Below are 24,714 nucleotides of genomic sequence, written 5' to 3'. Positions count from 1 at the left end.
TCTTTATTTCTTTCGTAACATAAACAGCCACATAAACGTAAGCGCCTGCTTTAATTCCGGCGAAAGACTAGCAAGCAAAGGTTCATGAACTCCTTTTTTATATACTCCTTGACCATCGACAAGATCCCAGCCATTTTCTTGTGCAAGCCGTTCAAACTCCCACGGCATCATCGTATTGCAAATGACCGGCTTCCCGTATAAACGCTGATAGCTGTTAATACGCGGCGCCGCCGTCGGCCCGAGCAAACCGACACATAAATAATGCCCTGATTTCAGCACCCGCTTCATTTCATTCAACGCTTTCAACGGCTCTTCTGTCCATTCAAGTGAATTAATCGCCATAGCCCCCGAAAACGTTTCATCCGCAAACGGCAAATTCGTTAAATCTCCTTGGATAAACTGAAGCGATTCGCCTTCCCCTCGCTTTTTTGCCTTTTCAATCATTTCTTGCGACAAATCGACACCAATGACGCGATACTTTAATTGCGATAGTTTCCAAGCACCGTACCCGTCACCGCACCCTAAATCAACGACTTCGCTTCCTTTTGGAACATAAGACGTGAAAAATGGCAAAATTGTTTTTCGGCTGCCGCGCTCCCACATTTCTTCACTCGCTTGATTCCAAAACTCCGCCCGTTCATCCCATTGCTTTTTTGCTTCTTCATGCCAAATAAAAGATTCCATCTTCTACACCTCGTTTGCATAAAAATCACGAGTGTTGATTATCCATTATTTTACTAAAAAACATAGAATCATATGGCTGAACACAAGCTTTTCTGCCTTTTCCCTCGAACAAGAACGCCTGCGGGCAAATGACATTTGCCCGCAAAGCGTTCATTGTTCGAGGAGGGCATGCGTACAGCATGCTCAGTCGGCAAACGGTTCGTTTGCCGACAACGGCAGAAAAGCTAGGAATAGAGCGATGACAACTGGTTTTTATTGATTAATCAACACGCCTGCATAAAAATCAATCAAAACGACCAAGCTGTACATAAAGGAGTGATGCTGACGATGAACGAACAAGAAACATTTGTCGCTGTGCAAAAAAATCACGAAGGGGCGATCATTAACTTTAAGACGTCGACAGGGCGCGTGCTGTCCTATCGAAAAGCAATGATGGAAGTTGAAAACGGAGCAATCTCTGGGGCGTACGTTTGGAGCGGCGAAAACGGTGAATGTCCCATTCGCACTACTCCCCGCGAAAGCCCGATTAACCATGTAGATGATTTGCCTACTTTTTTCTGACATTTTAACGAAAGGACGTTATCAATGACGAAAAAATATAACCGAAAAGGAAGCGACAATCAAAATTCGCCAATTCAAGATCCGTCGATTTTCTCACAAGAAGCAATTAGCGGTGACAACAGCAAAGGAAATAAACGAAAAAAATCACAAAAATGAACCTCTTCCACCTACACTTCGCTTAGAGGTGGGAGACTTCTCGGTGAACATGTTAAAACTCAATCCCTTTCACAGCGGACACACCTTCGTGATAGTCGTGTTTCACCGCTTGCATATCGGTGACGATATCAGCGATGTCGATCAATTCTTTTTTAGCTGAACGGCCTGTAATCACAAGGTGAAGAGAAGAAGGGCGCGTTTGAACAAATTGAATGACATCGTCAACTGAAAGGATATCGTCAACCGAGAAGCGGTCAATGGCTAGCGCATTGTTCAGTTCATCTAACACCATCATATCATACATTCCAGACATCGCTTTTTCTTTTGTGAATTGCCATGCTTTTTTTAATGCTTCGCGATGCTCTTCCGGCGTTTTCGTCCATGTAAACCCAGCGCCCATCTGATGCATTTCAATCCCTAATTTGGCAAACATAATGTGCTCACCATATGTCCGCTGCGGCGACTTGATAAACTGAATGATAATGACTTTTTTTCCTCTTCCAGCCGCTCGCAGCGCTAACCCGAGAGCGGCTGTCGTTTTTCCTTTTCCATCTCCCGTATATACAATTACCCGTCCTTTATGTTGATTCAATCCACTCACCCTCTAACTCCGCAAACCATTGGATGCTCTCCCGCAACCGAACGACTTCCCCGACAAGAATAATCGCTGGGTGAGAAATATGAGCGGTTTTTACCGTTTCTTCAATATTTTGTAACGTCCCGACCACTGTTCGCTGCTTCTCCGTCGTCCCCCATTCAATGACGGCGACTTTTGTATCGGAAGGTTTTCCGTTAGCGATCAATTGCTGGCAAATGTACGATAAGTTCCCTACACCCATATAAAAGGCGATCGTGTCACTGCCATTTGCTAGTGCTTTCCAATCAATCCGGTCTTCCCCTTTCTCTTTTCGGCCATGCCCAGTTACGATCGTAAACGAAGTCGCCACGTTTCGATACGTAACCGGTATACCGGCATAAGCAGCAGCAGCAATTCCTGCAGTGACACCGGGAACAATTTCAAAAGGAATGCCTTGTTTCGCTAGTACTTCCGCCTCTTCTCCTCCCCGTCCAAATACGCACGGGTCCCCTCCTTTTAGCCGCACGACAGTTTTTCCTTGCAGCGCTTTTTCCACAAGCCATTCGTGAATTTGTTCTTGGATGTTCCCGTGTTTTCCTGGTTCTTTTCCGGCATAAATCAATTCTGCCTCTTTTTTTGCATACTGAAGCAATTCTTTGCTCACGAGCCGGTCGTAAATGATGACATCTGCTTTTTGGATACATTCCATGCCGTAAACGGTAATCAGTTTCGGATTTCCAGGTCCCGCTCCAACTAAATAGACAGTTCCTTTACTCACGCTTATTCACCACCTTGTGACACTTGGGCAGATGTAAAAGTCGCCATCTTTAACATGTTCGTAGCGAACTGCAAGAGCGGAAACGCGACAGCCGCTCCGCTGCCTTCTCCTAAACGCATTCCTAAATCAACAAGCGGTTCTTTTCCTAACAGCTCTAACGCCACTCGATGTCCCGGCTCTTGTGAGCGGTGACCGGCGATCATATAGTCGCCAACATGCGGATGAAACAAGTTCGCGACAAGGGCGGCCGTTGTGCAAATAAATCCGTCAAGCAAAATTGGAATACGCTCTTCAGCTGCTGCTAACATGGCGCCTGCCATCGCTGCGATTTCCAAACCACCAATTTTCGATAAAAGCTCAAACGGAGCGGAAGGGTCAGGCTGATGAAGCGCTAATGCCCGTTCAATCACTTTTCTTTTGTGTGCAACCATTTCATCAGAAATTCCTGTTCCTTTTCCGACAAGCACATCGACTGGCTTTCGACTAATGGCAGCTAAAAGAGCGCTTGCCGTCGTCGTATTGCCAATGCCCATTTCACCGACAATTAAGCAGCGAATACCGTTTTCTATCATTTTTTTCGCTTGACGATGGCCGACAAATAATGCTTGCTTCGCTTCCTCCTTCGTCATCGCTTCTTGTTCACAAAAATTGTTCGTTCCATATTTAACTTTTTCATTGACAAAGCCTTCTCCTAGAATATCCGTTGCCACTCCGACATCGATGACAGCAAACGAAGCCCCAATTTGCTTACTGAAAACGTTAATCGCTGCACCACCGTTCACGAAATTAAGCACCATTTGTGCCGTTACTTCTTGCGGAAATGCCGAAATCCCTTCTTTTGTCACGCCATGATCCGCAGCAAATACAAGCACGCCAGGCGGAGTAACCGTTGGAAAGTGCGCTTCCGTCATTTCTGCCAGTTCAACGACGAGTTGTTCTAAACGTCCAAGGCTTCCGGCAGGTTTTGTTAACTGGTCAACATATACGCTCACTTCATTTCCGATTTGTTTGTTTAATGATGGGACGTTAAACATTTGTTTTCCTCCTTTGAAACTCCATCATTTTCCTTTCGATCATTTCGACTTGTACGTGTTGTTTGACACAATCGGCAAGTCGGTCGAATGCTTGCTCGCGCAGCGTTCGATACAAAGGACGATCGTATAAAGGTTCAAGCCCTTTTTTCCGCCGAGTTTCATTTAGCAGATGTTTACGGAATGTGTCATTATGAAAAAGGTCGTGAAAATATGTACCAAAGATGCGTTCATCTTCTGTTTTACATCCATCAGTTCGTCCGTTGATCTGAATGAGCGGAACATAGCCTTCACAACGAGCGGATCGTCCCATATGAATTTCATACCCTGTTACTTGGAATCGTTCACCCGCAAATGTCAGCATTCCTTCCGAAAGAACGGTTGTTTTTTCTTGTTCTAGCGTCGTGTCAATGGGAAGGAGCTGTAGGCCTTCGATATACCCGATTGTTGTTTCTACACAAAAAGGATCACGGACACGCTCGCCAAGCATTTGATAGCCGCCGCAAATGCCGATGATCATTGTCTCTGTCTGCTCATACAGACGCTTGATTTCAACAGCGATTCCGCTTTCTTTCACATAAAGCAAATCTTCAATCGTATTTTTGCTTCCCGGCAAAATCAACACATCTGGCTGTCCGATTTCATCAGCCTTCGTAACAAAGCGAACGCTGCAATCCGGCTCGGCAAAAAATGGATCGATGTCCGTAAAATTGGAAATGCGCGGATATTGAATCACGGCGATATCAATGGCTTTTTCTTGATCTTTTTTCGCTGAAAATTGGGCAAGGGCAACGGAATCTTCCGCATCAATATATAAATCTCTCACGTATGGAACAACGCCGAGCACCGGCACGCCGGTATACTGCTCAAACCAATCCAATCCAGGCTGTAAAAGCGAGCGGTCGCCGCGAAACTTATTAATAATCACACCGATGACGCGCTTTCGGTCCTCTTCGTCTAAAAGCTGCAACGTCCCTACTAAACTCGCAAACACGCCGCCGCGTTCGATGTCGCCAATTAAAACAACCGGCGCATTGGCCATGCGGGCAACACGCATATTGACAAGTTCCCGGTCATTGAGATTAATTTCCGCTGGGCTTCCTGCTCCTTCGATGACAAGCCGTTCATATTGGCTCATGAGCGCCTTTAGCGAGTGCTCAATCACTTGCAGGCCGATATGAAAAAACTCCGTCCGATACGCACTTGCTTTCATATTCGCATACGGACGTCCGTGCACAACGATTTGCGATTCGTTTTCGCGGCTCGGTTTAATTAAAATTGGATTCATATCGGTCGTCGCAACAATCCCGGCTGCTTCCGCTTGAATCCCTTGGGCGCGGCCGATCTCTTTGCCATCGATCGTCACATACGAATTGAGCGACATGTTTTGCGATTTAAACGGTGCAGTTTTCCAGCCGGATTGGGCAAAAATGCGGCAAAATGCGGTCGTAATCACGCTTTTTCCCGCGTCAGAATGTGTTCCTTGAAACATAATCGGCAGCGCTTTACCCATCATTCTTCACCTGCTCGCATCGTGCAAGCCACCGTTCAACCATTGGCGGACATGACGGAAAATAAAAATGAACATATCCAGCGATCAAATTTTTTTTCATATAGCCATCCTTTTTCGTGCCGCGCAATCCTCTCGTTTCATAGGCAAAATTAGTTGGCTCCGCATGAGTAAACGTCGAATAATGAAATTCGTGCCCTTTCGCCATTATACCATTTGGCAGCAAAAAATTCCCTTCCTCTCCTTTTACCTCGCGATAACCAAGCGCCGCTAACTTCGTATGCATGCGAACGTTTCCCGGAATAATGCCGACCATGTCGTAAAGGTGACCGTCTGTCGTTTCAATTCCTTCTGTTAAATACATAAACCCGCCGCATTCAGCAAGCGTTGGCAGTCCGCGGTCAATCGCTTGTTTGATCGATTGTTTCACATGTTCTTGCTTTGATAACTGTTCGGCGAATTCTTCTGGAAATCCCCCGCCGATATATAATCCGTGCACATCATCAGGAAGCAGCTCTCCAGCAAGCGGGGAAAAGAAAACAAGTTCGGCGCCGTACGCTTCCAACAGCTCTAAATTTTCCGGATAGTAAAAGTGAAATGCGGCATCTTTCGCCACTGCAATGCGCACATTGTACGTCCGGTCAACCGACAAAAATGAATGCTCAGCATCTAAATCGGGCGCTTCTGCCAATTGCCATAACGCCTCTAGATCGACGGTTTTGGTGATCCGTTCCCCTAACTGCATAAAAAAATCATCCAATTCGCCGCGCTCAATCGATGGAACAAGTCCTAAATGCCGTTCAGGAATCGATAGCTCCTCATCTTTTTGTAAAAAGCCGATGACAGGAATGCTGCATGCTTGTTCAACCGCTGCTTTAACTAAGCGAAAATGCCCTTCGCTCCCGACACGGTTGGCAATCACTCCCGCGATCTTCACACGCTCGTCCAATAATTGAAATCCGCGTACGACTGCCGCTGCGCTTCTGGCCATTCCGGAACAGTCGACAATGAGCAACACAGGGCTTTTTGTGATGACGCTTATTTCCGCTGTCGTTCCTTCATTCGTCGTTGCCTGTTTGCCGTCAAAAAGCCCCATCACTCCTTCGATGATCGCAATGTCCGCTCCTTCGCTCCCTTTTTCGCATACCGCTTTCACAACATCCTCTCCGCCCATCCAGCTATCCAAGTTGCGCGATGGGCGCCCTGTCACGGCAGTATGATATGTCGGATCGATATAATCCGGACCGCATTTAAATCCTTGCACGGTGTATCCTTTTTTCTTTAATGCGGCCATAAGCCCGATCGTTATGGTCGTCTTGCCGACGCCGCTTCCTGTCCCTGCGATGACGATTCTTCGCATTCTACTCCCCCTCATGTTTGAACAAAGCAACGGAAATGGTGACGTTGCCTGACTTTTTCTTAACAAGCGCAAGTTGTTTGGCACCGCTATACAATTTCGCCGCAGGCTCGCTGACGCCGTATGCCCCGGTATAACGAAAAACGGTTTCGGAAGGTTGCTCGATTTCGACGCGATTCAATTCCTTCGGTGTGTAATAAACAAATTCCCAGCCGTATTTTCGTACCACCTCGAGCAATCCTTCTTCATCTTTTTTCAAATCGATCGTGCATACCGCTTTGACGCTTTTCAGCGAAAACTGAAGCTCTTCTAACGTTTCAATGATGACCGTTTCGATTTCATCAGCGGACGTGCCGCGGTTGCAGCCAATACCAAGAACAATCACTTTCGGCCGGTACAAGACGCCATTTTGCAAAATCGCTTCTTCGTCTTTTGAAAGAAGGCGATGCGTCACGACGAGGGCGGCATCCGGTTTTGCCGCAAGCGCCGCGGCAATCGATGAATATAAACGAATATTCTCAGGCAGCGGCGTATTATAGTTCCACCAGTTCCGCTCGCCCGATTCTTGGACGATGGCCACATGTTGTTCGTTGACAACGGCGGCGCTTACCGGTGTCAATTTTTCATCGGATTCCCATACCCAGCCAAATGACCGTCCGAACAAATCAACGGCGATCGTCTTTTGCACATCGGACGCCGTTGTAATAACCGGATGCGCTTGTAATAGATGAGCGACTTGGCGCGTCAATTCGTTCGCTCCACCAAGATGGCCGGATAAGACGCTGATGACATGCTCGCCTTTATCATCAATGACAACAACCGCCGGGTCGGTTTTTTTATCCTTTAATAGTGGTGCAATCATGCGCACAACCGCTCCGAGCGAAATAATCAAAATCAGTCCACGATATGTAGCAAAAAGAGACGGCAACAAAAGCCGAACATTTCCTTCAAATAGACGAATGCCTTTTTCTTCTTCATCGCCTTTGGCAAACTTATTCGTATAGTATACGTGGGCGCCCGGAAGCTGTTCGCCAAGGCGGCGCGCAATATCGACCCCATGTTTCGTAATGGCAACGACAGCGTACATTCTTATCCCTCCCCTCGCCGATATCCGTGCGTAAACGTTTTATCATACAATTTCGAACGGTAGTTATGTTCTGTAATTGACCGATCAAGCGCCCATCCAGCAAGGATCAACGCATGTTGACGAATGCCGTTTGCGCGCATATCTTCATCAAGTGTTCCGACCGTTGAATGAACGATTTTTTGATCAGGCCATGTTGCTTTGTACACGACAACGACTGGCGTATCCTCACTCCACCCTGCTTCAAGCAGTGCTTTCGTTACTTTTTTTGTTAACGTGGCGCTTAAAAATAATGCCAACGTACAATGGTGTTTCGCCAATTCCTCGAGTTTTTCTTTTTCTGGAACAGGCGTCCGGCCTTCTGCACGCGTTAAAATAACCGTTTGGGTTAAATCGGGAACGGTAAGCTCAGCCTGCGCAACAGCGGCAGCGGCAAAGACCGAGCTGACGCCAGGGACGATTTCCACTCCGATTCCTTCTTTTTTTAGTAGAGCGATTTGCTCGAGTGTCGCTCCATAAATCGATGGATCACCGGTGTGAAGGCGCACTATTTTTTTTCCTCTTTTCACTCGTTCAACCATCATCGCAACAATTTGTTCTAAATGCATCCCCGCTGTTTGAAACACTTCTGCTTCCGGCTTGGCGTATTGCAATAAAGCGTCATTGACGAGCGAGTCGGTATAAAAAATCGCGTCAGCTTCTTGTAATAACGTCATTCCTTTTACTGTGATCAGTTGTGGATCTCCCGGACCGGCACCGACAATATACACCTTCATTTTCTCACCACCATGAGCGTTAAATATTCGAGCTCTGCTCCTTCAAGTTGTTCAACGTTCCAAATGATTTCTTCATTGGACGTTACTTTCGTCACAACAGCTGCGTTTTGCACTAAATCCAATTCACGCAGCAGCCGTAACACCATATCGATCACTTTCGCGACTTTCAAAAAGACAACGCAATCATGATCTTCCAACGCTTTTTTCATTGCCTCATAATCATCCCGCGCCGGAATGATCGCCACATGTTCATCACCGTCAGCAAGCGGTAGCTGCAGACGAGCCGCTGCTCCGTTAATCGATGAAATCCCTGGCACAATTTCAATCGGAACGTTTGGGTAGTGTTGCTGCATCGTTCGCATAAAATGAATAAATGTGCTATATAAGAGCGGATCTCCTTCCGTCACAAACGCGACATTTTTTCCCGATGAAAGATGCATCCATACGGCATTCACCGTTTCGTTCCATTTTTCCTGTAAAACCGTTTTGTCTTTCGTCATCGGGAAAACGAGACCGAGCATTTCTTTTTCGTCTGGCGAAAAATACGCTTCAACAATTTGTTGGGCGTAGCTTTTGCTGCCGCGCTGCTTTTTTGGATACGCAATCACATCTGCTTCTTTTAAGCGGCGAAACGCCTTCACCGTCAACAATTCCGGATCGCCCGGACCAACGCCGATACCATATAATGTCCCAATCATTCGCTTTCGTCCTTTCTGTACGCAGAAATAATATAAATCGGGTTTAATGCGTCAAAGCGCGTTAATTGTAAAATCGGTTTGCTTCTTGATAATTGAGCTAGTGTAATCTCCACATGAAAACCGCGTTTTTTAAGACCTTCAACCGCTTCATGCAATGTTTCGATCGTCACTGCATTGACAACGATGCGTCCGTTTGGCTTTAAGCGATGACAACAAACATCAAGAAGTCGATCCATTTCTCCAGACGTTCCGCCGATAAAAATGGCGTCAGGATCAGGAAATTCATGTAAATGGTCCGGCGCCCGACCGTGAACAAGCGTAAAATCGGTGCGAAATTTTTGCATATTTTTCCGGCAAATCTCGATATCATGTTCATTTTTTTCAATCGCAAATACTGCTCCCTCGCGCGCGATTTTCGCCGCTTCAATCGCCACCGAACCGGTGCATGTGCCGATATCCCAAACGATGCTCGTTTCCCGCAACTGAAGCGCGCTAATGCTTAAAATACGAATTTCTTTTTTCGTAATCAATCCTTTTTCCGGTTTGCGCTGAAAAAATTCATCATCGTCGATCCCGAGTGACCAAGTCGGACCAACTTTTACTTTTTGTAAAATGACTACATTTAATGGAAGAAACTCGGTCTCAGCCATCTCTTCCAATTCAAAAAAGCGGCAGCGTTCGTCTTTACTGCCAAGATTTTCTCCAACGAATGCGCGATATTCAGTTATCCCGTACGAAAGCAAATATTTCGCAATTTCATTCGGTGAATTCGTATCATCTGTTAAGATGGCTATTTTCTCCCGACCATCAATGCGCTGAGCAAGCCCCTTCATACTTCGGCCATGGACGCTAATAAATGTTGCATCTTGCCATTTTTCACCCATTTTCGCAAATGCCCACTGCACGGAGCTAACTGCCGGATACACTTCAATCGGGAGTTTGCGGGATAAATAGCTGCCGATGCCGTAAAACAACGGATCGCCGGAAGCTAAAATGACCGTTCGTTTCGCTTCATGACGCAATCGCTCGACAAGGGAAGAGAGACCGCCTTGAATGACGATTTTTTCTCCTTGATAATCTGGAAAAAATGATAAATGGCGCTCTCCCCCTATTAACAACTCACTTTCGTAAATCCAATGTTCATATAAAGAAGGCAAACTTTGTTTTCCATCGGCCCCAATGCCAATCAATTTAATCGGTTGCATCTTTTCGCACCGCCTTTCCTAAAAATTGACCGCTTAACGTATATAATGTTGTTTCGATGACGAGTCCGCCGCCAACCTCTTTTAATGCTGCAAGGCAGCAGTAATCACATAGCTTTTCAAAAAATAGCGTATTTCCTGCTTCTTGCATAAGATCGCCGACTTGTGAGGCCGTATTGGCTTCGCGAATCGAATGAATGAGCTCAGAGGAAGCACCCGCTTCTTCGGCAATCGCTGCTAAAAAGTGAAAATCAACAGGTGCGCTTTTGGAATGAACCATCATAATGCCTTGAGCGACTTTCGAAAATTTCCCCATCATCCCGACCATCGATACTGTTTTCATGCCGTGTTTTTTGCATTGTTTTAACGTAAAGCCGACAAAATCGCCCATTTCGATAAACGCTTCCTCTGGCAAATGAGCGTATTGTTTCATTGCGTATTTTTCGCTTCGGCCACCCGTTGTAATGACCACATGTTCACAGCCGGTCGCTTTAGCCACTTGTATCGCCCGAACGATGCTTGCGCGGTAGGCGGACGTCGAAAACGGAACGACGATGCCGCGCGTTCCTAAAATCGAGATGCCGCCGATAATACCAAGCCGGGCATTTAACGTTTTTTTCGCAATTTCAGCCCCGTTTGGAACGGAAATGACGATGCGCACACCGCGTTCAATTCCATATTGCTCCAGTATTTGATGCGCTACTTCCATCATCATTTTGCGTGGCACTGGATTGATTGCTGCTTCGCCAATCGGAACGGGAAGGCCTGGCTTTGTCACCCGTCCAACGCCTTCCCCGCCATCTAGTTCAACGTCCGTTCCATCGGTCCATGACACGGTCGCAACAATGGATGCTCCATGCGTTGCATCTGGGTCATCGCCGCCATCTTTCATTACGACAGCTGTTGCGGAATCAGCTTGAATATCGCATCGTTCTACTGAGAATGTCACCCATCGCCCAACCGGCAAATAGATCTTTGCTTCCGCTTGCGGAATGCCGGTAATGAGAGCCGTTAATGCCGCTTTCGTCGCGGCGGTTGCGCAAGCCCCTGTCGTATATCCTTCACGCAACTGTTTTTCTCCCATTGTCTACCCTCGCTCTGCTAAAATCGAAAGCGCATTAAGCGCCGCCACCGTAACGGTGCTTCCCCCTTTGCGGCCGATGTTCGTAATAAACGGAACATCCAATTTCGCCAGCTCTTCTTTCGATTCTGCCGCGGATACAAAACCGACCGGCAGGCCGATCACTAAACCGGGACGCGCTTCTCCTTCTTTAATTAAACGAATGAGTTCAAGCAGTGCCGTCGGCGCATTGCCGATCGCAAAAATGCCGCCTTCTGCTTCTTTGACAGCTTTTCTCATCGCCACGATGGCGCGTGTCGTGTTTAGCCTTTTTGCTTCTTCGATCACATCTGGATCGGAAATGTATACATGAACGCTTCCGCCAAATTTTTCGATACGTGTTTTATTCACACCGACTTGCACCATTTGCACATCGGCAACGACTTTTTTTCCAGAGCGAATCGCGCGAATGCCCGCTTCGATGGCGTTTGGATGAAACAGTAAGCTTTTGCCTAACTCAAAATCAGCCGATGCATGAATGACGCGCTGAACGATCGGATATTGTTCTTTCGTAAAATGGTGCTCCCCGATTTCTTCATCGATGATTTGAAAACTTTTTTCTTCAATTTGTTGCGGTTGAACAGTTATAGGACGAAACTCTGTACGAAAATCCACTAATAAAACCCCTTTCATTGATTAATCGATAATGGTACATGCTGGCGCAATGCAGCAATGACATCAGAAAATTCCGAATACACGGTTTGGTACTGAATCGTTGGACGACGAATGATCACCGTTTCAATTCCTAACTCTTCGGCAGCGGCAATTTTTTCATCGACAAACCCGACTTTGCCGCTTTCTTTCGTAATCAATAGCGTGACGCCAAAATGTTTGAAAAGCGCGATATCCAATTCTTTTGTAAACGGTCCTTGCATCGCGACGATATTTTCTTGCGGAAATTGCAGTTGTTCGCATTTTTCCATATTGTCTTTGCGCGGAAGCATGCGGGCAATGACGCGCACATCCGGTAAACCGAGCAATTTTTTTGCAAAAATATGCAGTGTTTTGCTTCCCGTTGTGAGCATCACAACCCCTTTTTTCTGCGCTGCGTATTCCGCTGCTTCTTCATAGCTGTCGACAAACGTTACATATTCGGAAGCGACTGGCGTTGCTTTTCGCTCGTAACGAATGTACGGAACGTTCGCATCAGCGGCGGCCTGCATCGCGTTTTTCGATGCTTCTTCCGCAAACGGATGGCTTGCGTCTACGACCGCCTTCGCTTTCTTTTGCTGAATGAGCTCTGTCAATTGCGCGGCTGTTAGCCTCCCGAGGTGTACCGATAAACCAGCATGCTGCAATTGTTCCGCCGCATGTTCGGTCACGACAGTCGCCATGACATGATACCCGGCCTTTTGAATTTCAAGTGCCAATTGGCGCGCATCGCTCGTTCCTGCTAAAACGATAATCATAACATCCTCCTTAATGATGATGGTGATGGTGGTGATGATGGTGTTCCGTCATATGAAGACGATATTGACATAAATCGCAGTTCATCGTGACGGTTTGGCCGAGCGCTTCTTCTAAACGGTCAAGCACGATCGTTTTCAGCTTCGGATGAAAGCCGAAATATCCGGCTAACGAAAACTGCACGTCCGGGTAGAGGCTATGAAACTCGTCCACTTTTCTTTCAAGCCTTTTAATCAACACACCAGTAAATAAAAAGTACGGCAAAATGACTACTTTTTTTGCTCCTAGCTTGATACAGCGTTCTACTCCCTCATCTAAAAGCGGATTTGTCACTCCCATAAACGCGGGCTCAACAAGCGAATAGTTTGTCCACTCCCAAAAGAGGCGGGAAATTTTATACAAATCGCTGTTCGCATCCGGATCGCTTCCACCGCGCCCAAGTAAAAGAACCGCTGTATTTGGATCAGGCGTTTCCACATGTTCGCCGATTTCTCGCAATCTTTCTTGTAAAATTGTAAATGTTTGTTCATGAATGCCGATCGGGCGGCCGTACGTAAATTTCACGTGCGGATAATGTCGCTTCGCTTCGTCAATCGCCGCTGGAATATGAAGCTTTGAATGGCCAGCCGGTAGCAAAATAAGCGGAATAACAACGACTTCATCGGCTCCTGCATCGACACAGCGCTTCATTCCTTCAAGCATCGTCGGCAAACCAAACTCTAAAAAGCATGTTTCCACATGAAAACGAACATCGATACTCGGACGGAGCTGTTCGACAAATTGAAATACTTGCTCGTTTCCTTCCGGATCACGGCTCCCGTGTCCGACAAATAAAATAGCTTTCACGTTATCTCTTCCCCCTCATTCCCCGCATGCGGGCACTTCAATCTTTGCTGTTGAATGTTCTTCTTGATAAACAAATCCTCCTACTTGCTTTTTACGTTGGAAAAACTTATAGAATCTCTCATTCGGATGTCCGTGTTCCTTATATTCTTGAATAATGCGAGTCACAATCGGCACGATTTCATGAGGCGGGATTCCTTCCGCCACGAGCTGTCCTGGATGGGCGTTCCGTCCGACCGTTTTCCCGCCTAAAAACAAGTCAAATGCTCCTTTTCGATAGACGATGCCGATATCTTCTCTCACTGCTCCGTAACATGCCATGCCGCAGCCGTTAAAGCCGAGTTTTAATTCTTTTGGCAGCGCGAGCCCGCTAAGCTGCTCATGCAGCTGCTCAGCGTACGGAATCGAATCTTTTTTCTCACCATCGCAAAAATCGCACGCTTTTACCGTCAATACATCGCCAATCGGAGCGATCATAAGATCGGCTTCTTTCAATCTAGCGATGATGCGGTCAGGGTCGGAAGTTGGTATTGCAAGCTTCAAGTAATGGTCTGGCGTGTACATCATCGTTCCTTGTTCCCCGACGATTTCAGCAAGCACCATCATTTGCTTCGGTGTAAACGTTTTGTTCGCTATTCCCGAACTGACGGCTATTTCTAAAATCGCTGGCGCCATCGTTAGCTGTTTGCGTTGCTGAATGGCGACTTTCTGCAATGCTTCCTCTGCTGTATCGCGAACATTCGCTTTTACTTGATCGAGCGCCCACGGCTCCGCTTCTTTGCGCAGGCGTTCATGCGGCTTTAGCGGTTGTTCAAGAGCATTTAACGTATATTTTCGCTGATAGCCGCGCGGGGTAATCATCAAGCCGTCGTGAACAAATGTCGACGAGTTGCCGATAATGACCGTTGTTAACATGCCGATGTCGTGCTCGAGCATATGCTCTAAATCGGTCAAAACAATTTGTTGCCGTTCGCGATAGGCGCTTTTCACTAGGCCAACAGGTGTTTTCGGTGAGCGGTAGCGCAAAAGAATACGTTGCGCTTCGACGATTTGCCGCGTTCGTCTGCCGCTTTTCGGATTGTAAAGAGCGATCACGAAATCAGCTGCTGCCGCTGCTTCGATGCGCTTTTCGATGAGCGCCCATGGCGTTAAATGGTCGCTTAAACTAATGGTACATGCATCATGCATAATCGGTGCGCCTAATAGCGCCGCACATGAATGAATCGCGGAAATGCCAGGAATGACTTCCACTTCGATTCCGCTATCTTTCGTCCATCCTTTTTCAATTAGTACTTCATAAATAAGACCTGCCATTCCGTATACGCCCGCATCCCCGCTTGAAATGACCGCTACTTTTTTTCCTCGTTCCGCCCACTTCACTGCTTCTTGCGCCCGGCTTACTTCTTCCGTCATGCCAGTGCTAATGATTGGTTTATCTCCGATCAAATCGGAAACAAGTTCCACATATGTCTTATAACCGATGACTATATCGCTTTCTTCAATGGCTTCCCGCGCCCGTTTTGTCATGTGGTCGACACTCCCTGGTCCGAATCCGATGACGAGCAATTTTCCGCTCATCTTACATGCCCCCTTTCCACGTTTCAATAATGATGGATACCCCTAACCATAAACTGTAAAAACTCGTTGCCGTCCCAAGAATAAAAAACAATGTTTCTCTCATTCTCGCTTTCATAAATCCCCATGATAAACAAAATGTCATCCCAATTGTCGCAATCAATAGACCAATGACAAATAAGGACAATTGCAACATCGCCGCGCTCATGTCCGCTTTCCCCGCTGCACGCGTTAAAATAGCGAGCTGAGTCGGGCTTTCGACACCAATTCCATGAATAATGCCAATGATAAAGGCGCTGATCCAACCGAAGCGAAGCAATGAAACAGAGCGATTAGAACCGTTGTTTCTTTGCAAACGCCGAAGTATGGCATCGATTAATTCATGGAGCACTTTGATTCGGCTTTTTACTTCATTTTTGTAAAAGAGCGAAAAGAGCATCATCCCTCCGAGAACGACCAAAGTGCACCCTACTACTGCCTCTACCACACGGACAGCTTGGGCAGGAAGATGAAATCCGATAAAAATTGCGGTCAGCCCCATTAAAAATACGATCAGCCCGTGACCAAATGCATACATAATCCCTAACGACACTTGTTTTTTGCGATGCGACTCACTCCCTACCATATCAGCAATCGCCGCCACGTGATCGCTGTCCATTCCATGCCTCATTCCAAGAAAAATCGCTAACATGGCATACGTCATAAATTCCATTATTCCTCACCTCATTTTGAAATTCCAAGGGAAACATCTGTCATTTCTGAACGAACAAATCCTTTCATTTGTTCGTATTGATACGTGATCGCTTCCACTAGCGGCTGACCGTTCAGAAGATGTTGCTGGACAAGTTTTTTTCCGACTTCCGGGGTAATCCCCTTGTACCAAATGCCTTCTGGATACACGATGACAACGCACGCATCTTCGCAACGGCCGTTGCAGCGCGTCCGTGTTGTATGGACGTCGCTATGTAGTTCAAGCCGTGCAATTTCTTCACGAATGGCGCTCGTGACTTCCTCTCCCCCTTTTCGCATGCAGCTTCCGCCGTTGCAAATCAATACATGATGTTTCGTCCCTACTAAATTCCATGTGGCCATACAAACCCTCTCCTTTTTTCCAAAATAAAAAGCACCTCTATATGTAGAGGTGCAGAAAAATGCATACAAATGATCCAAAAAAGTATACGATTCCCCCGCACGTCTACCTATAATCCCGTAGGTATCCGTCCGAGCAAATAAGGCAGGTCTCCTGACTTAGGATCATCGCTTCATTGCGCCTTCCCGAAGTGTTCTTCAGTGACATGATTGCAATGAAACTCCCCATCACAGTGGCGGGTACCGTGACGGCTTTTCACCGTACTTCCCTTTTAAGCCTCTTCTCACATGAGAAAGGCACCTTACTTGCTTTTGACGATTTATTCAGTTTTTACGGAACAAGTTGTTCATTCACAATAATAAGATAAGTTTTGGAAAAGAGTCAACTATTTTTTATTTTTCAGAAAGTTTTGTTTGCGAAACAACGATGCCATCGCTGTCAGCATATACATAAGTGCCCGGCTCCCAGCGCACGCCGCCAAATTCAAGTACGGCATCGCGCAATCCTTTTCCTTCTTTTTTGCTTTTGACCGGACATGTACCAATGGCCATGACTCCAAGCGGCATCGCGGCGATTTCCGCCGAATCGCGAATGCAGCCGTTGATAATGACACCAGCAAGACCGCGCTCGCAAGCAATTTGTGCCAGACGGTCGCCAAGAAGCGCACAATTTCGCGATCCTTTTCCGTCGACGACTAAAACCGTCCCTGCTGGAACCGTTTCAAGCGCCTCGCGGACGAGCACATTATCTTCAAACACATCGACCGTAGCAATCGGTCCGGAAAACTCTTTTTTCCCTCCGTAAGAATGCAGAGGCAATTGACAAACTTGCAACTTTTCTAAAAATTGATCACATAAATCCGCCGTTTTCACAAAAATCTCCTTCCCCATTTTCTTTTCTATTATTATTATTTGATACGGATCGGCAAAATCCTGCTAAAATGTACGATTTTTTAAGTTTACATAACATTATTATCGTATAAAAATAACGTTACTCCTTGAAGAAGCAACGCTATTTTTTTGGAAACGAGAAAATCATCTTTTTCTCGTTGTCATCCCATACAAGATACGCATCAAACGTTTTTTCGCCTTTTTTAAATCCTTTGATTAAATCGGTTTTGCCGTGTTGCAACAGCTTTTTTACGTTCGTTTGCGATATTTTTTTCCCGAGAATCATTTTCGAAATCGTGAACGTACATTTCGTTTTGCCATAGTTGGTACAGCCGTAAAACTGCCCCTTGTCAATGACGGTACCGCCGCAATATTTGCATGTACCGACCGGTTTTCCGAGCGTTGCTTTTGACGTCGTCCGTTGAATCGAAGCGGTATCAAGACCGGTGAAATCCCATGCTTTCGACATTTCCAGCGCATCGGCAACGATTTTCGCCGATAATTTTTTGACTTGTTCCATAAACGCGGAAGCCGACGCCTTCCCTTCGCCAATTTCGCTTAAACGCTGTTCCCATTTCGCCGTCATTTCCGGTGACGCTAAAATTTTATCGCCGATCGCCTCGATCAATACTTTCGCCTTGTCGGTCGCATATACTTGATTTTTCTTGACCTCGATATACTTTCGTTCTTTCAGCATCGTAATAATGCCGGCCCGCGTTGCTTCCGTGCCGAGCCCTTCCGTTTTCGCCAGCACTTTTTCCAATTCTTCGTTTTCTAAAAACTTTCCTGCTGTTTTCATCAGCGTAATGAGTTGTCCTTCCGTATATCGCTTCGGCGGCTGCGTTTTTCCCTCTTTCACATGAACGTTTACGACATGTCCGTGCTCCCCTTCGGCAAGAGGCGGAAGAATCGCGGCATCGTCTTCATCACGCTGAACAATAATTTTTCGCCACCCTTCTTGAATTTGCTGTTTTCCTTTTGAAATAAATGTCGCCCGTCCATCGACAAGCGTCGTCACCGTCGTGTAATCAAAAATAGCATCTTCATGATGCGCCGCAAGTAAACGCTTGACGACTAAGTCATAAATGTTGCGCTCGTCGGCAGATAATTTTTCTGGATCGACCACTTGTTCCGTCGGGATAATCGCATAATGGTCGGTTACTTTCTTTTCGTTAACATAACGTTTATTATGTAAAATTGTTTTAGTTGGCAGCGGGAAAAACGGCTGGTATGCTGGAAATTGGCTTAATTTTTGCAAAATCTCGGGAAATGTTTCCGCTTCTCCCTTTGTCACATAGTTCGAATCCGACCGCGGGTACGATACGATTCCTTTTTGGTATAACTTTTGCAAAATATCCAACGTCTTTTTCGGCGAAAATTGGTACAGCTTGTTCGCCGTTGCTTGAAGCGAAGATAAATTAAATAAAAGCGGCGGCTGAAATACTTTTCGCTCTGTTTTCACTTCGCTCACTTCTGCCTGCTTTTGTTCACAAAACGCGGCGATTTTTTTCGCCAATTCTGGATCGTTGACCCGCGACTCATCATCTTTTACCCATTTGCCCTCATAGCGCTTGCCCCCGATATCGAACGTCGCCATTACTTCCCAAAACGGCTCCGGCTGAAATCGTTCAATTTCCTTTTCCCGCTTCACAATCAACGCCAATGTCGGCGTTTGCACCCGTCCGGCGGAAAAGACGTCGTTCATGCCTTTTTGTTTTAATAAAATGCTATAAACGCGCGAGGCGTTCATGCCGACGAGCCAATCGGCGCACGCGCGCGCATACGCTTCTTCATATAAAGGACGCGTTTCTTTCTCCTCTAAAAGCGTTCGAAACCCCTCTTCGATCGCCTTTGGTGTCAACGACGAAATCCAAAGCCGTTTCATTGGCTTTTTCACACCGCTCATATGGATAATGTTGCGAACAATTAATTCCCCTTCTCTTCCGGCATCTCCGGCATGAATAATTTCCGTCACTTCCGGTTTTCGAAGTAACTCTTTCACAATATGAAATTGCTTTGCTTTCGCTTTTTCGACTTCATATTGAAAGCGATCAGGAATAATCGGCAACGTTTCAAGCTTCCACTGCTTCCATTCCGGACGGTACCGTTCAGGAGGCGCGAGCTGCAAAAGATGCCCCACCGCCCATGTCATGTACGCCCCTTTTGGAAAAAGCTCATTCGGAAAAATTTCGATATAACCTTGATGCTTTTTTGTTTGAAAAATCGACGCCAACGTCGCGCCTTGATCCGGCTTTTCCGCGATAATGACTTTCATCTATTTTTTCTTCCTTTCATAAACATGATCATTTTGTGCATACTACCTGTACAATAGAAAAATAAGGAAAGGAGCTGCCACATGAAACGATTATGTTCCATCGCTCTTGCGCTATCGATCATCTTGCCTAGCGAAACGAAAGCGGCAGAAATAAAAAACGATTCGGTATACACATGGAATCTTGCTGACATTTACCCTTCCGAGCACGATTTTAATCAAGATTATAAGCTCGTGGCGAACATGCTGCCGCTATTATCATCGTATCAAGGAAAGCTAAAGAAAGAAAGCACTGTCGCTCAACTATTTGCCACACACGAACAAGTAGCGCGCAAACTCGAAAAACTATCACTGTATGCCCAGCTGCAACAAGACTTAGACATTGAAGACAAACAAGCGGCACGTTTAAAAGCAAAAGTTGAAACGCTCGCTGCCGATTACGCCACAGCGACCGCTTTTATCGAACCAGAACTTTTATCGCTTCCAAAAGAAACGCTAGTGAAATGGCAAAAAAGCAAGCAATTAAAGCCGTATGCTCGCTATTTTGCCGAACTACTAGAACGAAAGCAACATACATTATCGAAAAAAGAAGAACAACTACTCGCTAAGCTTTCACCGCTCGCTGATGAGGCAGAAAACATTTATAACCATGCTGCGCGCGGCGATTACACTCCGCCAACGATGAAAGATGCGGACGGAAAAGCGGTATCTTTGACCGGAGGAAACTTTTTAAGAGCGTTGGAACATCCTAACCGCGCGTATCGCAAACAAGTGTTTCAAACATTTTTTAACAGCTTTGAAAGGATACAAAACACGGCGGCCGCCACATTATACGCCTCTGTAAAAGCAGACGAACTATACGCAAAAGCGCGGCGGTACAACTCTGGCCTTGAGGCGGCGCTCGCTGCCGATGACGTGCCAAAACAAGTATTTGACAATTTGCTTTCCACCGTCAACGATCGATTGCCGTCGCTGCATCGCTATATCGAACTGAGAAAAAAGGCGTTACAACTGGAACAAGTTCATAGCTACGATTTATATGTTCCGCTTATATCGCCATCTGTCGCGAACAACATGAAATTTCCGATCGAAAAAGCGCAAGCGCTTATTCTGGAAGGATTAAAACCGCTAGGAAACGAATATGTAAAACAAGTCCAATATGCTTTTCACCATCGCTGGCTTGACGTTTATCCGCGTCCAAAAAAATATACAGGCGGGTATAATACAGGCGCGTATGATACGCACCCGTTCGTTTTATTAAACTACGATCAATCGCTAGATGAAGTGCTGACGATTGCCCACGAAATCGGCCATGCGATGAACTCCGTCTTTACAAATAAAACGCAGCCGTACCATTATTCCGGCCAGTCGATCTTTACCGCCGAAGTCGCCTCAACAGCGAACGAATGGCTCATGATGGAGTACTTACTGCAACAGGCGAAAACAGATGAAGAAAAACTGTACTTACTGAACCAACAAATCGACCAAATTCGTGGCGCATTATATACGCAAGTGATGTATTCCGAATTTGAACAGGCCATTCACGAGAAAGTGCGCAACGGGGAAAGTTTAACTGCGGAAGAACTGAATAAGATGTGGCTTCGCTTGCTGAAAAAATATTACGGACCTGCGTATGCCGTCGATTCGGAAACAGCGCTCGGCTGGCTGCGCATCCCTCACTTTTACGATGCGTTTTACGTCTACAAATATGCAACATCTTTGGCTGCATCATTCGAACTCGTGAAACAAATAAAAGAAGATCGATCCGGCACAGCGACGAAACGTTATTTGCAGTTTTTAAGCTCCGGCACATCTGATGATCCGATTCCGTTATTGAAAAAAGCCGGAGTCGATATGATGTCACCGAAGCCGCTCAACAACCTTCTCACCTACTTCGACTCGCTCGTTGACGAAATGGAACAACTTTTACGCAAACAAAGGAAACTGTAGCATTTTCTGTGAACGGACTTTTTAGCTGTGCTATAATATTGTATGACACAAGGATCATGCCACTCGCACGATTGATTTCAAGTAGCTATTTCTAAAGTTTTTGTAGCAAATATCAGGCGTGTTGATTAACCAATAAAAACCAGTTGACATCGCTCTATTCCTATCTTTTCTGCCGTTGTCGAACAATGGACGCTTTGCGGACAAATGACATTTGCCCGCCGGCGTTCTTGTTCGAGGGCAAAGGCAGAAAAGCTTGTGTTCGGCCATATAATTCTATGTTTTTTAATAAAATAATGAGTAATCAACACCCGTGAGCAAACCTCTTTAAAAGTTTTGGCATGACCAAACACAATGACAATATTCTATATGGATGTGGTATGTATGCGCAATATGTCATTAGATGAAGTGAAACGCCTGTTAGGAGACGTAGGACGGACAGTTGATTATGCGGTCGGTAAATTTCGTGCCCAAACAAAAGAGGAAGGATGGGATATGAAACGAAGACGCCCTAGAGATGAGGATGAAATTCGTGCGCTAAATCGCATTTGTCGGCAAAAAATTCAGAGGGCGATAAAAAACGGAGACATAACATATGATCCAGAAAGCAGGGTGTTTATCATTGCAAAATATTGCAAAAGCAAGGAAGGAACTTGTCAATTTAAAGCATAAAAACAAATTCGAAAAAATGATTGAAGCAGCGGCCATTATTACCGAAATAATGGAACAAGAAAAGCTAAAGCCAATTATCGTAGGCGGACTTTCTGTTGAAATCTATACACTGCAAGAATACACGACACAAGATATTGATTTTGTCCTTAGCGGCAGCGAAAAGGCAGACAAAATTTTGCTCGATCTAGGCTTTGAAAAAGAAGGGCGATATTGGGTTCATCCAGACATCGGGCTAGCCATCGAAATCCCTGATCGTACTTTAGCTGGGGACTATAACAAAGTAACGGTCTTTCCTATTGGTCAACGAAAAGTGTATGTGATTGGAATTGAAGATATTATTTTAGATCGTCTTCGTGCAGCTGTGCATTGGAAAAGCGGGGTCGATCGCGAATGGGGCTATCGCCTGCTTTATACGTATTTTGAAAAAATCGACCTTGACTACTTATACAACCATACTGAAACACTCACCGAAAAAACAGAATTACAGATATGGATAAAAAAGGTCCAAAACGAAAAAGAATAACTACCATATCTTAAACGGTCAAATACGCTGCTTCCCTTAGCAAGAAGCAGCGTGCTTTTTTACCCTATATGTCTTTTTTTTGCTACTTTCACCGATTTCAACTGCATTCGCAAAATCAATGATTGAATGATCGAAAAGCACCCGCCGACGACCCAATAGAGCGATAAAGCGGACGGAACAGAGCTTGCCCCCATAAAAATCATGAGCGGCATAATATAGATCATCATCGCCATTTGCGGCATTTGCTGATCTGTCATGGATGGCGACAGCTTCATTGAAATAAACGTCGTCACCGCCGCTAAAACCGGCAAAATAAAATATGGGTCACGATGACCGAGCTCCACCCATAAAAACGAATGCGTCGTAATTTCTTCCGTACGCCGAATGGCGTAATAAAGCGCCATAAAAATCGGCATTTGAATGAGCGCCGGTAAGCAGCCGCTCACCGGATTTACCCCATGCTTCTGATACAGCTGCATCATTTCTTGCTGTAGCTTTTGTTGTGTTTCCATATCTTTGCCTTTATACTTTTCTTGCAACTTTTGCATTTCTGGACGAAGTTTTTGCATCGCCAGCGACGCTTTGAACTGCTTTAACATTAACGGTAATAACGCAAAGCGAACGATTAGCGTCACAGCAATAATCGCTAACCCGTAGTTTCCGCCAAATCCGCTTCCGAGCATCAAAAGCAATTTTGACATCGGATAAACAAAATAATGATCCCATATTCCTTGGCTATGTTCATTAATCGGTGCATTGTTACTGCAACCGCTTAACAGCGCTGCCAGCGTGAGTAAAACGAAAACCCATTTTTTCTTCATATTGATCCTCCTTGTTTGTTCAATGACTGATGAAACGAACAAGGAGCGGCCTTCCTTCCTCATCGGAAACGTTCGATCGTTCCCGCACAGGGATTTTCCGTTGTTGCGATGTAAACAAGCGATAAATTGGAAACAATACAACGCAATCGTATTGATGATGATCAAATCGTTTGACATCATAAAACGTAACGTGGCCAAGAAATGCTTTATTTTTTCTATATTGATTCATGTAGCATTTCATCGCTACGAAAAACGCACTAAACAAAAATAAATACGGCAATAAATCGAAGGGCGTTTCCATCAGCCCCACCTCTCTTCATTCAACTTACATACATAAACATAACAGATTCCACTGACAAAGAAAAGAAGAATTTATCCACTCACATCCATTGGCGCAGCAGTAATAGAAACGATCGCCACCATTCATAAAACAAATGATATTGGCTTCCTATGTAAATCAACAGCGCAAACGCTCCGTAAAACAACACGGTTTCTAACGCACTTCCCGTTCGATAGAGCGGAATTTTATAACGTTTTGTTTGAAACGGCCATAAAAGCGGCACTCCTTGAACCGACAAAAAGTCCTCGATAATATGAAACAAATATCCTAACACCAATCCGATCGAAAATGTAGAAGACGATTCAACCGTCACAATGAAAGCAATGACTGCCCATACAAACAGCGAATGCGTCATGCCCCGATGACCAAACGCTTCCTTCACTTTATGAGACATTCCGAGCGAACGCCGTCCGACATACGACTTCGGCTCATCAATATCCGGAAGCAAGCTCCCTATTACCACTCCTGCCGTATAGCTCGCGGTAAACGGCAAGGATGTATATGATGCTACCGCCGCCCCAATACAGAGCGACGTGATAATGTGAGTATGATAACGCAATTTGGATCACCTGCAAACGTAATGATTTTTGTTTATTATATCACAAAAGGAATGTTTGTTCGTTTTTTTAACATTGTTTAACCCGTGGTGCTAGATAAAATCGAGTAAGCATAAAAATAGCCCTTGCTTGTGGATCTCCTGTAGAATGAAAGTGTTATCCAACATTCGAAAGGAGAATCCCCATGCAAGAGCGCTTTCATTTTACTACAGATCAAGCAAAGATTCAAAAACAATATGCAGT

The 24,714-nt window shown here is 45.6% G+C and carries 27 protein-coding genes and 1 riboswitch; of the genes, 5 read left to right on the top strand and 22 right to left on the bottom strand.

Annotated features, from left to right (window positions below):
* Positions 1-3: 3 nt before the first annotated feature.
* Entirely contained in the window at positions 4-684 is a 681-nt protein-coding gene (locus M4I42_RS05940) for a class I SAM-dependent methyltransferase (protein WP_268851311.1), read from the bottom strand.
* 327 nt (positions 685-1,011) lie between these two features.
* On the opposite strand from M4I42_RS05940, the gene M4I42_RS05935 reads away from it, so the two are divergent.
* Positions 1,012-1,245 carry a DUF3892 domain-containing protein gene (locus M4I42_RS05935; RefSeq protein ID WP_268851310.1) on the top strand — a complete coding sequence of 78 codons (234 nt, stop codon included), beginning with the start codon at positions 1,012-1,014 and terminating at the stop codon, positions 1,243-1,245.
* Positions 1,246-1,269: 24 nt separating this feature from the next.
* The gene (locus M4I42_RS05930; RefSeq protein WP_268851309.1) at positions 1,270-1,401 is read left to right on the top strand and encodes a hypothetical protein; all 132 of its coding nucleotides are present in this window, start codon (positions 1,270-1,272) and stop codon (positions 1,399-1,401) included.
* Between the two features lie 52 nt (positions 1,402-1,453).
* Here the strand turns inward: M4I42_RS05930 and cobO are convergent, their stop codons facing one another.
* From cobO to M4I42_RS05840, 18 genes are all read right to left on the bottom strand, one after another.
* Positions 1,454-1,993: a cob(I)yrinic acid a,c-diamide adenosyltransferase gene (gene cobO / locus M4I42_RS05925; RefSeq protein WP_442864077.1), complete on the bottom strand. Its 540-nt coding sequence runs from the start codon at positions 1,991-1,993 to the stop codon at positions 1,454-1,456.
* Positions 1,980-2,756 (bottom strand): uroporphyrinogen-III C-methyltransferase, encoded by a 777-nt coding sequence (gene cobA, locus M4I42_RS05920; protein ID WP_268851307.1) that lies wholly within the window; start codon positions 2,754-2,756, stop codon positions 1,980-1,982. Before cobA ends, cobO begins: the two co-directional genes overlap by 14 nt.
* Positions 2,757-2,758: 2 nt before the next feature.
* Positions 2,759-3,790 (bottom strand): nicotinate-nucleotide--dimethylbenzimidazole phosphoribosyltransferase, encoded by a 1,032-nt coding sequence (gene cobT / locus M4I42_RS05915; protein ID WP_268851306.1) that lies wholly within the window; start codon positions 3,788-3,790, stop codon positions 2,759-2,761.
* Positions 3,783-5,300, bottom strand: coding sequence for a cobyric acid synthase (locus M4I42_RS05910; protein ID WP_268851344.1), 1,518 nt, complete (start codon positions 5,298-5,300; stop codon positions 3,783-3,785). The genes cobT and M4I42_RS05910 overlap by 8 nt, the downstream gene beginning before the upstream one ends.
* Positions 5,293-6,657 (bottom strand): cobyrinate a,c-diamide synthase, encoded by a 1,365-nt coding sequence (locus M4I42_RS05905; protein ID WP_268851305.1) that lies wholly within the window; start codon positions 6,655-6,657, stop codon positions 5,293-5,295. The genes M4I42_RS05910 and M4I42_RS05905 overlap by 8 nt, the downstream gene beginning before the upstream one ends.
* Before the next feature lies 1 nt (position 6,658).
* The gene (locus tag M4I42_RS05900; protein ID WP_268851304.1) at positions 6,659-7,741 is read right to left on the bottom strand and encodes a cobalt-precorrin 5A hydrolase; all 1,083 of its coding nucleotides are present in this window, start codon (positions 7,739-7,741) and stop codon (positions 6,659-6,661) included.
* Positions 7,742-7,743: 2 nt separating this feature from the next.
* Complete coding sequence (gene cobM / locus M4I42_RS05895) at positions 7,744-8,514, bottom strand: precorrin-4 C(11)-methyltransferase (protein ID WP_183255479.1); 771 nt, start codon at positions 8,512-8,514, stop codon at positions 7,744-7,746.
* Complete coding sequence (gene cobI, locus M4I42_RS05890) at positions 8,511-9,212, bottom strand: precorrin-2 C(20)-methyltransferase (protein ID WP_268851303.1); 702 nt, start codon at positions 9,210-9,212, stop codon at positions 8,511-8,513. The genes cobM and cobI overlap by 4 nt, the downstream gene beginning before the upstream one ends.
* Entirely contained in the window at positions 9,209-10,417 is a 1,209-nt protein-coding gene (cbiE, locus tag M4I42_RS05885; RefSeq protein WP_268851302.1) for a precorrin-6y C5,15-methyltransferase (decarboxylating) subunit CbiE, read from the bottom strand. The genes cobI and cbiE overlap by 4 nt, the downstream gene beginning before the upstream one ends.
* Positions 10,404-11,498 carry a cobalt-precorrin-5B (C(1))-methyltransferase gene (locus tag M4I42_RS05880; RefSeq protein WP_268851301.1) on the bottom strand — a complete coding sequence of 365 codons (1,095 nt, stop codon included), beginning with the start codon at positions 11,496-11,498 and terminating at the stop codon, positions 10,404-10,406. Before M4I42_RS05880 ends, cbiE begins: the two co-directional genes overlap by 14 nt.
* Before the next feature lie 3 nt (positions 11,499-11,501).
* A complete protein-coding gene (locus tag M4I42_RS05875) occupies positions 11,502-12,149 on the bottom strand; it encodes a precorrin-8X methylmutase (RefSeq protein WP_268851300.1) in 648 nt (215 codons plus the stop codon).
* Positions 12,150-12,163: 14 nt separating this feature from the next.
* Positions 12,164-12,943 carry a precorrin-6A reductase gene (gene cobK, locus M4I42_RS05870; RefSeq protein WP_268851299.1) on the bottom strand — a complete coding sequence of 260 codons (780 nt, stop codon included), beginning with the start codon at positions 12,941-12,943 and terminating at the stop codon, positions 12,164-12,166.
* Between the two features lie 10 nt (positions 12,944-12,953).
* Positions 12,954-13,787, bottom strand: coding sequence for a sirohydrochlorin chelatase (locus tag M4I42_RS05865; RefSeq protein WP_268851298.1), 834 nt, complete (start codon positions 13,785-13,787; stop codon positions 12,954-12,956).
* Between the two features lie 15 nt (positions 13,788-13,802).
* Positions 13,803-15,362 (bottom strand): precorrin-3B C(17)-methyltransferase, encoded by a 1,560-nt coding sequence (gene cobJ / locus M4I42_RS05860; RefSeq protein WP_268851297.1) that lies wholly within the window; start codon positions 15,360-15,362, stop codon positions 13,803-13,805.
* Between the two features lies 1 nt (position 15,363).
* Complete coding sequence (locus tag M4I42_RS05855) at positions 15,364-16,071, bottom strand: HoxN/HupN/NixA family nickel/cobalt transporter (RefSeq protein ID WP_268851296.1); 708 nt, start codon at positions 16,069-16,071, stop codon at positions 15,364-15,366.
* A gap of 11 nt (positions 16,072-16,082) precedes the next feature.
* On the bottom strand, positions 16,083-16,451 hold the full coding sequence (locus M4I42_RS05850) for a (2Fe-2S) ferredoxin domain-containing protein (protein WP_268851295.1): 369 nt from the start codon (positions 16,449-16,451) through the stop codon (positions 16,083-16,085).
* A gap of 124 nt (positions 16,452-16,575) precedes the next feature.
* A riboswitch (cobalamin riboswitch) is annotated at positions 16,576-16,768 on the bottom strand.
* 73 nt (positions 16,769-16,841) lie between these two features.
* Positions 16,842-17,321, bottom strand: coding sequence for a ribonuclease E activity regulator RraA (gene rraA, locus M4I42_RS05845; RefSeq protein ID WP_268851294.1), 480 nt, complete (start codon positions 17,319-17,321; stop codon positions 16,842-16,844).
* A gap of 139 nt (positions 17,322-17,460) precedes the next feature.
* Complete coding sequence (locus M4I42_RS05840; protein WP_268851293.1) at positions 17,461-19,614, bottom strand: DNA topoisomerase III; 2,154 nt, start codon at positions 19,612-19,614, stop codon at positions 17,461-17,463.
* A gap of 81 nt (positions 19,615-19,695) precedes the next feature.
* Here M4I42_RS05840 and pepF point away from each other — a divergent pair, with 81 nt between their 5' ends.
* From pepF to M4I42_RS05825, 3 genes are all read left to right on the top strand, one after another.
* Positions 19,696-21,561 carry an oligoendopeptidase F gene (gene pepF, locus M4I42_RS05835; protein ID WP_268851292.1) on the top strand — a complete coding sequence of 622 codons (1,866 nt, stop codon included), beginning with the start codon at positions 19,696-19,698 and terminating at the stop codon, positions 21,559-21,561.
* Positions 21,562-21,942: 381 nt separating this feature from the next.
* Complete coding sequence (locus M4I42_RS05830) at positions 21,943-22,230, top strand: hypothetical protein (protein WP_268851291.1); 288 nt, start codon at positions 21,943-21,945, stop codon at positions 22,228-22,230.
* On the top strand, positions 22,181-22,753 hold the full coding sequence (locus tag M4I42_RS05825) for a hypothetical protein (protein WP_268851290.1): 573 nt from the start codon (positions 22,181-22,183) through the stop codon (positions 22,751-22,753). Before M4I42_RS05830 ends, M4I42_RS05825 begins: the two co-directional genes overlap by 50 nt.
* 59 nt (positions 22,754-22,812) lie before the next feature.
* Here M4I42_RS05825 and yidC read toward each other — a convergent pair whose 3' ends face one another.
* The 3 genes from yidC to M4I42_RS05810 all read right to left on the bottom strand — a co-directional run bounded on the left by yidC (position 22,813) and on the right by M4I42_RS05810 (position 24,473).
* Entirely contained in the window at positions 22,813-23,574 is a 762-nt protein-coding gene (gene yidC / locus M4I42_RS05820; RefSeq protein ID WP_268851289.1) for a membrane protein insertase YidC, read from the bottom strand.
* 19 nt (positions 23,575-23,593) lie between these two features.
* A complete protein-coding gene (locus M4I42_RS05815) occupies positions 23,594-23,875 on the bottom strand; it encodes a hypothetical protein (protein WP_268851288.1) in 282 nt (93 codons plus the stop codon).
* 79 nt (positions 23,876-23,954) lie between these two features.
* Entirely contained in the window at positions 23,955-24,473 is a 519-nt protein-coding gene (locus M4I42_RS05810; protein WP_268851287.1) for a metal-dependent hydrolase, read from the bottom strand.
* Between the last annotated feature and the right edge of the window lie 241 nt (positions 24,474-24,714).

This window comes from Anoxybacillus sp. J5B_2022, assembly GCF_026847645.1.
Classification (GTDB): Bacteria; Bacillota; Bacilli; order Bacillales; family Anoxybacillaceae; genus Anoxybacteroides.
Note: the sequence above shows the minus strand (reverse complement) of the source record. Positions and strands in the feature narration are given on the sequence as shown.

Bases quoted from the DNA above. Each gene is read 5' to 3' on its own strand.
- M4I42_RS05940 (WP_268851311.1), bottom strand. From the start codon at position 684: ATGGAATCTTTTATTTGGCATGAAGAAGCAAAAAAGCAATGGGATGAA.
- M4I42_RS05935 (WP_268851310.1), top strand. From the start codon at position 1,012: ATGAACGAACAAGAAACATTTGTCGCTGTGCAAAAAAATCACGAAGGG.
- cobT (WP_268851306.1), bottom strand. From the start codon at position 3,790: ATGTTTAACGTCCCATCATTAAACAAACAAATCGGAAATGAAGTGAGC.
- M4I42_RS05830 (WP_268851291.1), top strand. From the start codon at position 21,943: ATGCGCAATATGTCATTAGATGAAGTGAAACGCCTGTTAGGAGACGTA.
- yidC (WP_268851289.1), bottom strand. From the start codon at position 23,574: ATGAAGAAAAAATGGGTTTTCGTTTTACTCACGCTGGCAGCGCTGTTA.
- M4I42_RS05910 (WP_268851344.1), bottom strand. From the start codon at position 5,300: ATGGGTAAAGCGCTGCCGATTATGTTTCAAGGAACACATTCTGACGCG.
- M4I42_RS05880 (WP_268851301.1), bottom strand. From the start codon at position 11,498: ATGGGAGAAAAACAGTTGCGTGAAGGATATACGACAGGGGCTTGCGCA.
- M4I42_RS05850 (WP_268851295.1), bottom strand. From the start codon at position 16,451: ATGGCCACATGGAATTTAGTAGGGACGAAACATCATGTATTGATTTGC.
- cobI (WP_268851303.1), bottom strand. From the start codon at position 9,212: ATGATTGGGACATTATATGGTATCGGCGTTGGTCCGGGCGATCCGGAA.
- cobM (WP_183255479.1), bottom strand. From the start codon at position 8,514: ATGAAGGTGTATATTGTCGGTGCCGGTCCGGGAGATCCACAACTGATC.
- M4I42_RS05840 (WP_268851293.1), bottom strand. From the start codon at position 19,614: ATGAAAGTCATTATCGCGGAAAAGCCGGATCAAGGCGCGACGTTGGCG.
- cbiE (WP_268851302.1), bottom strand. From the start codon at position 10,417: ATGCAACCGATTAAATTGATTGGCATTGGGGCCGATGGAAAACAAAGT.
- cobK (WP_268851299.1), bottom strand. From the start codon at position 12,943: ATGATTATCGTTTTAGCAGGAACGAGCGATGCGCGCCAATTGGCACTT.
- M4I42_RS05930 (WP_268851309.1), top strand. From the start codon at position 1,270: ATGACGAAAAAATATAACCGAAAAGGAAGCGACAATCAAAATTCGCCA.
- cobJ (WP_268851297.1), bottom strand. From the start codon at position 15,362: ATGAGCGGAAAATTGCTCGTCATCGGATTCGGACCAGGGAGTGTCGAC.
- M4I42_RS05900 (WP_268851304.1), bottom strand. From the start codon at position 7,741: ATGTACGCTGTCGTTGCCATTACGAAACATGGGGTCGATATTGCGCGC.
- pepF (WP_268851292.1), top strand. From the start codon at position 19,696: ATGAAACGATTATGTTCCATCGCTCTTGCGCTATCGATCATCTTGCCT.
- M4I42_RS05905 (WP_268851305.1), bottom strand. From the start codon at position 6,657: ATGCGAAGAATCGTCATCGCAGGGACAGGAAGCGGCGTCGGCAAGACG.
- M4I42_RS05815 (WP_268851288.1), bottom strand. From the start codon at position 23,875: ATGGAAACGCCCTTCGATTTATTGCCGTATTTATTTTTGTTTAGTGCG.
- M4I42_RS05855 (WP_268851296.1), bottom strand. From the start codon at position 16,071: ATGGAATTTATGACGTATGCCATGTTAGCGATTTTTCTTGGAATGAGG.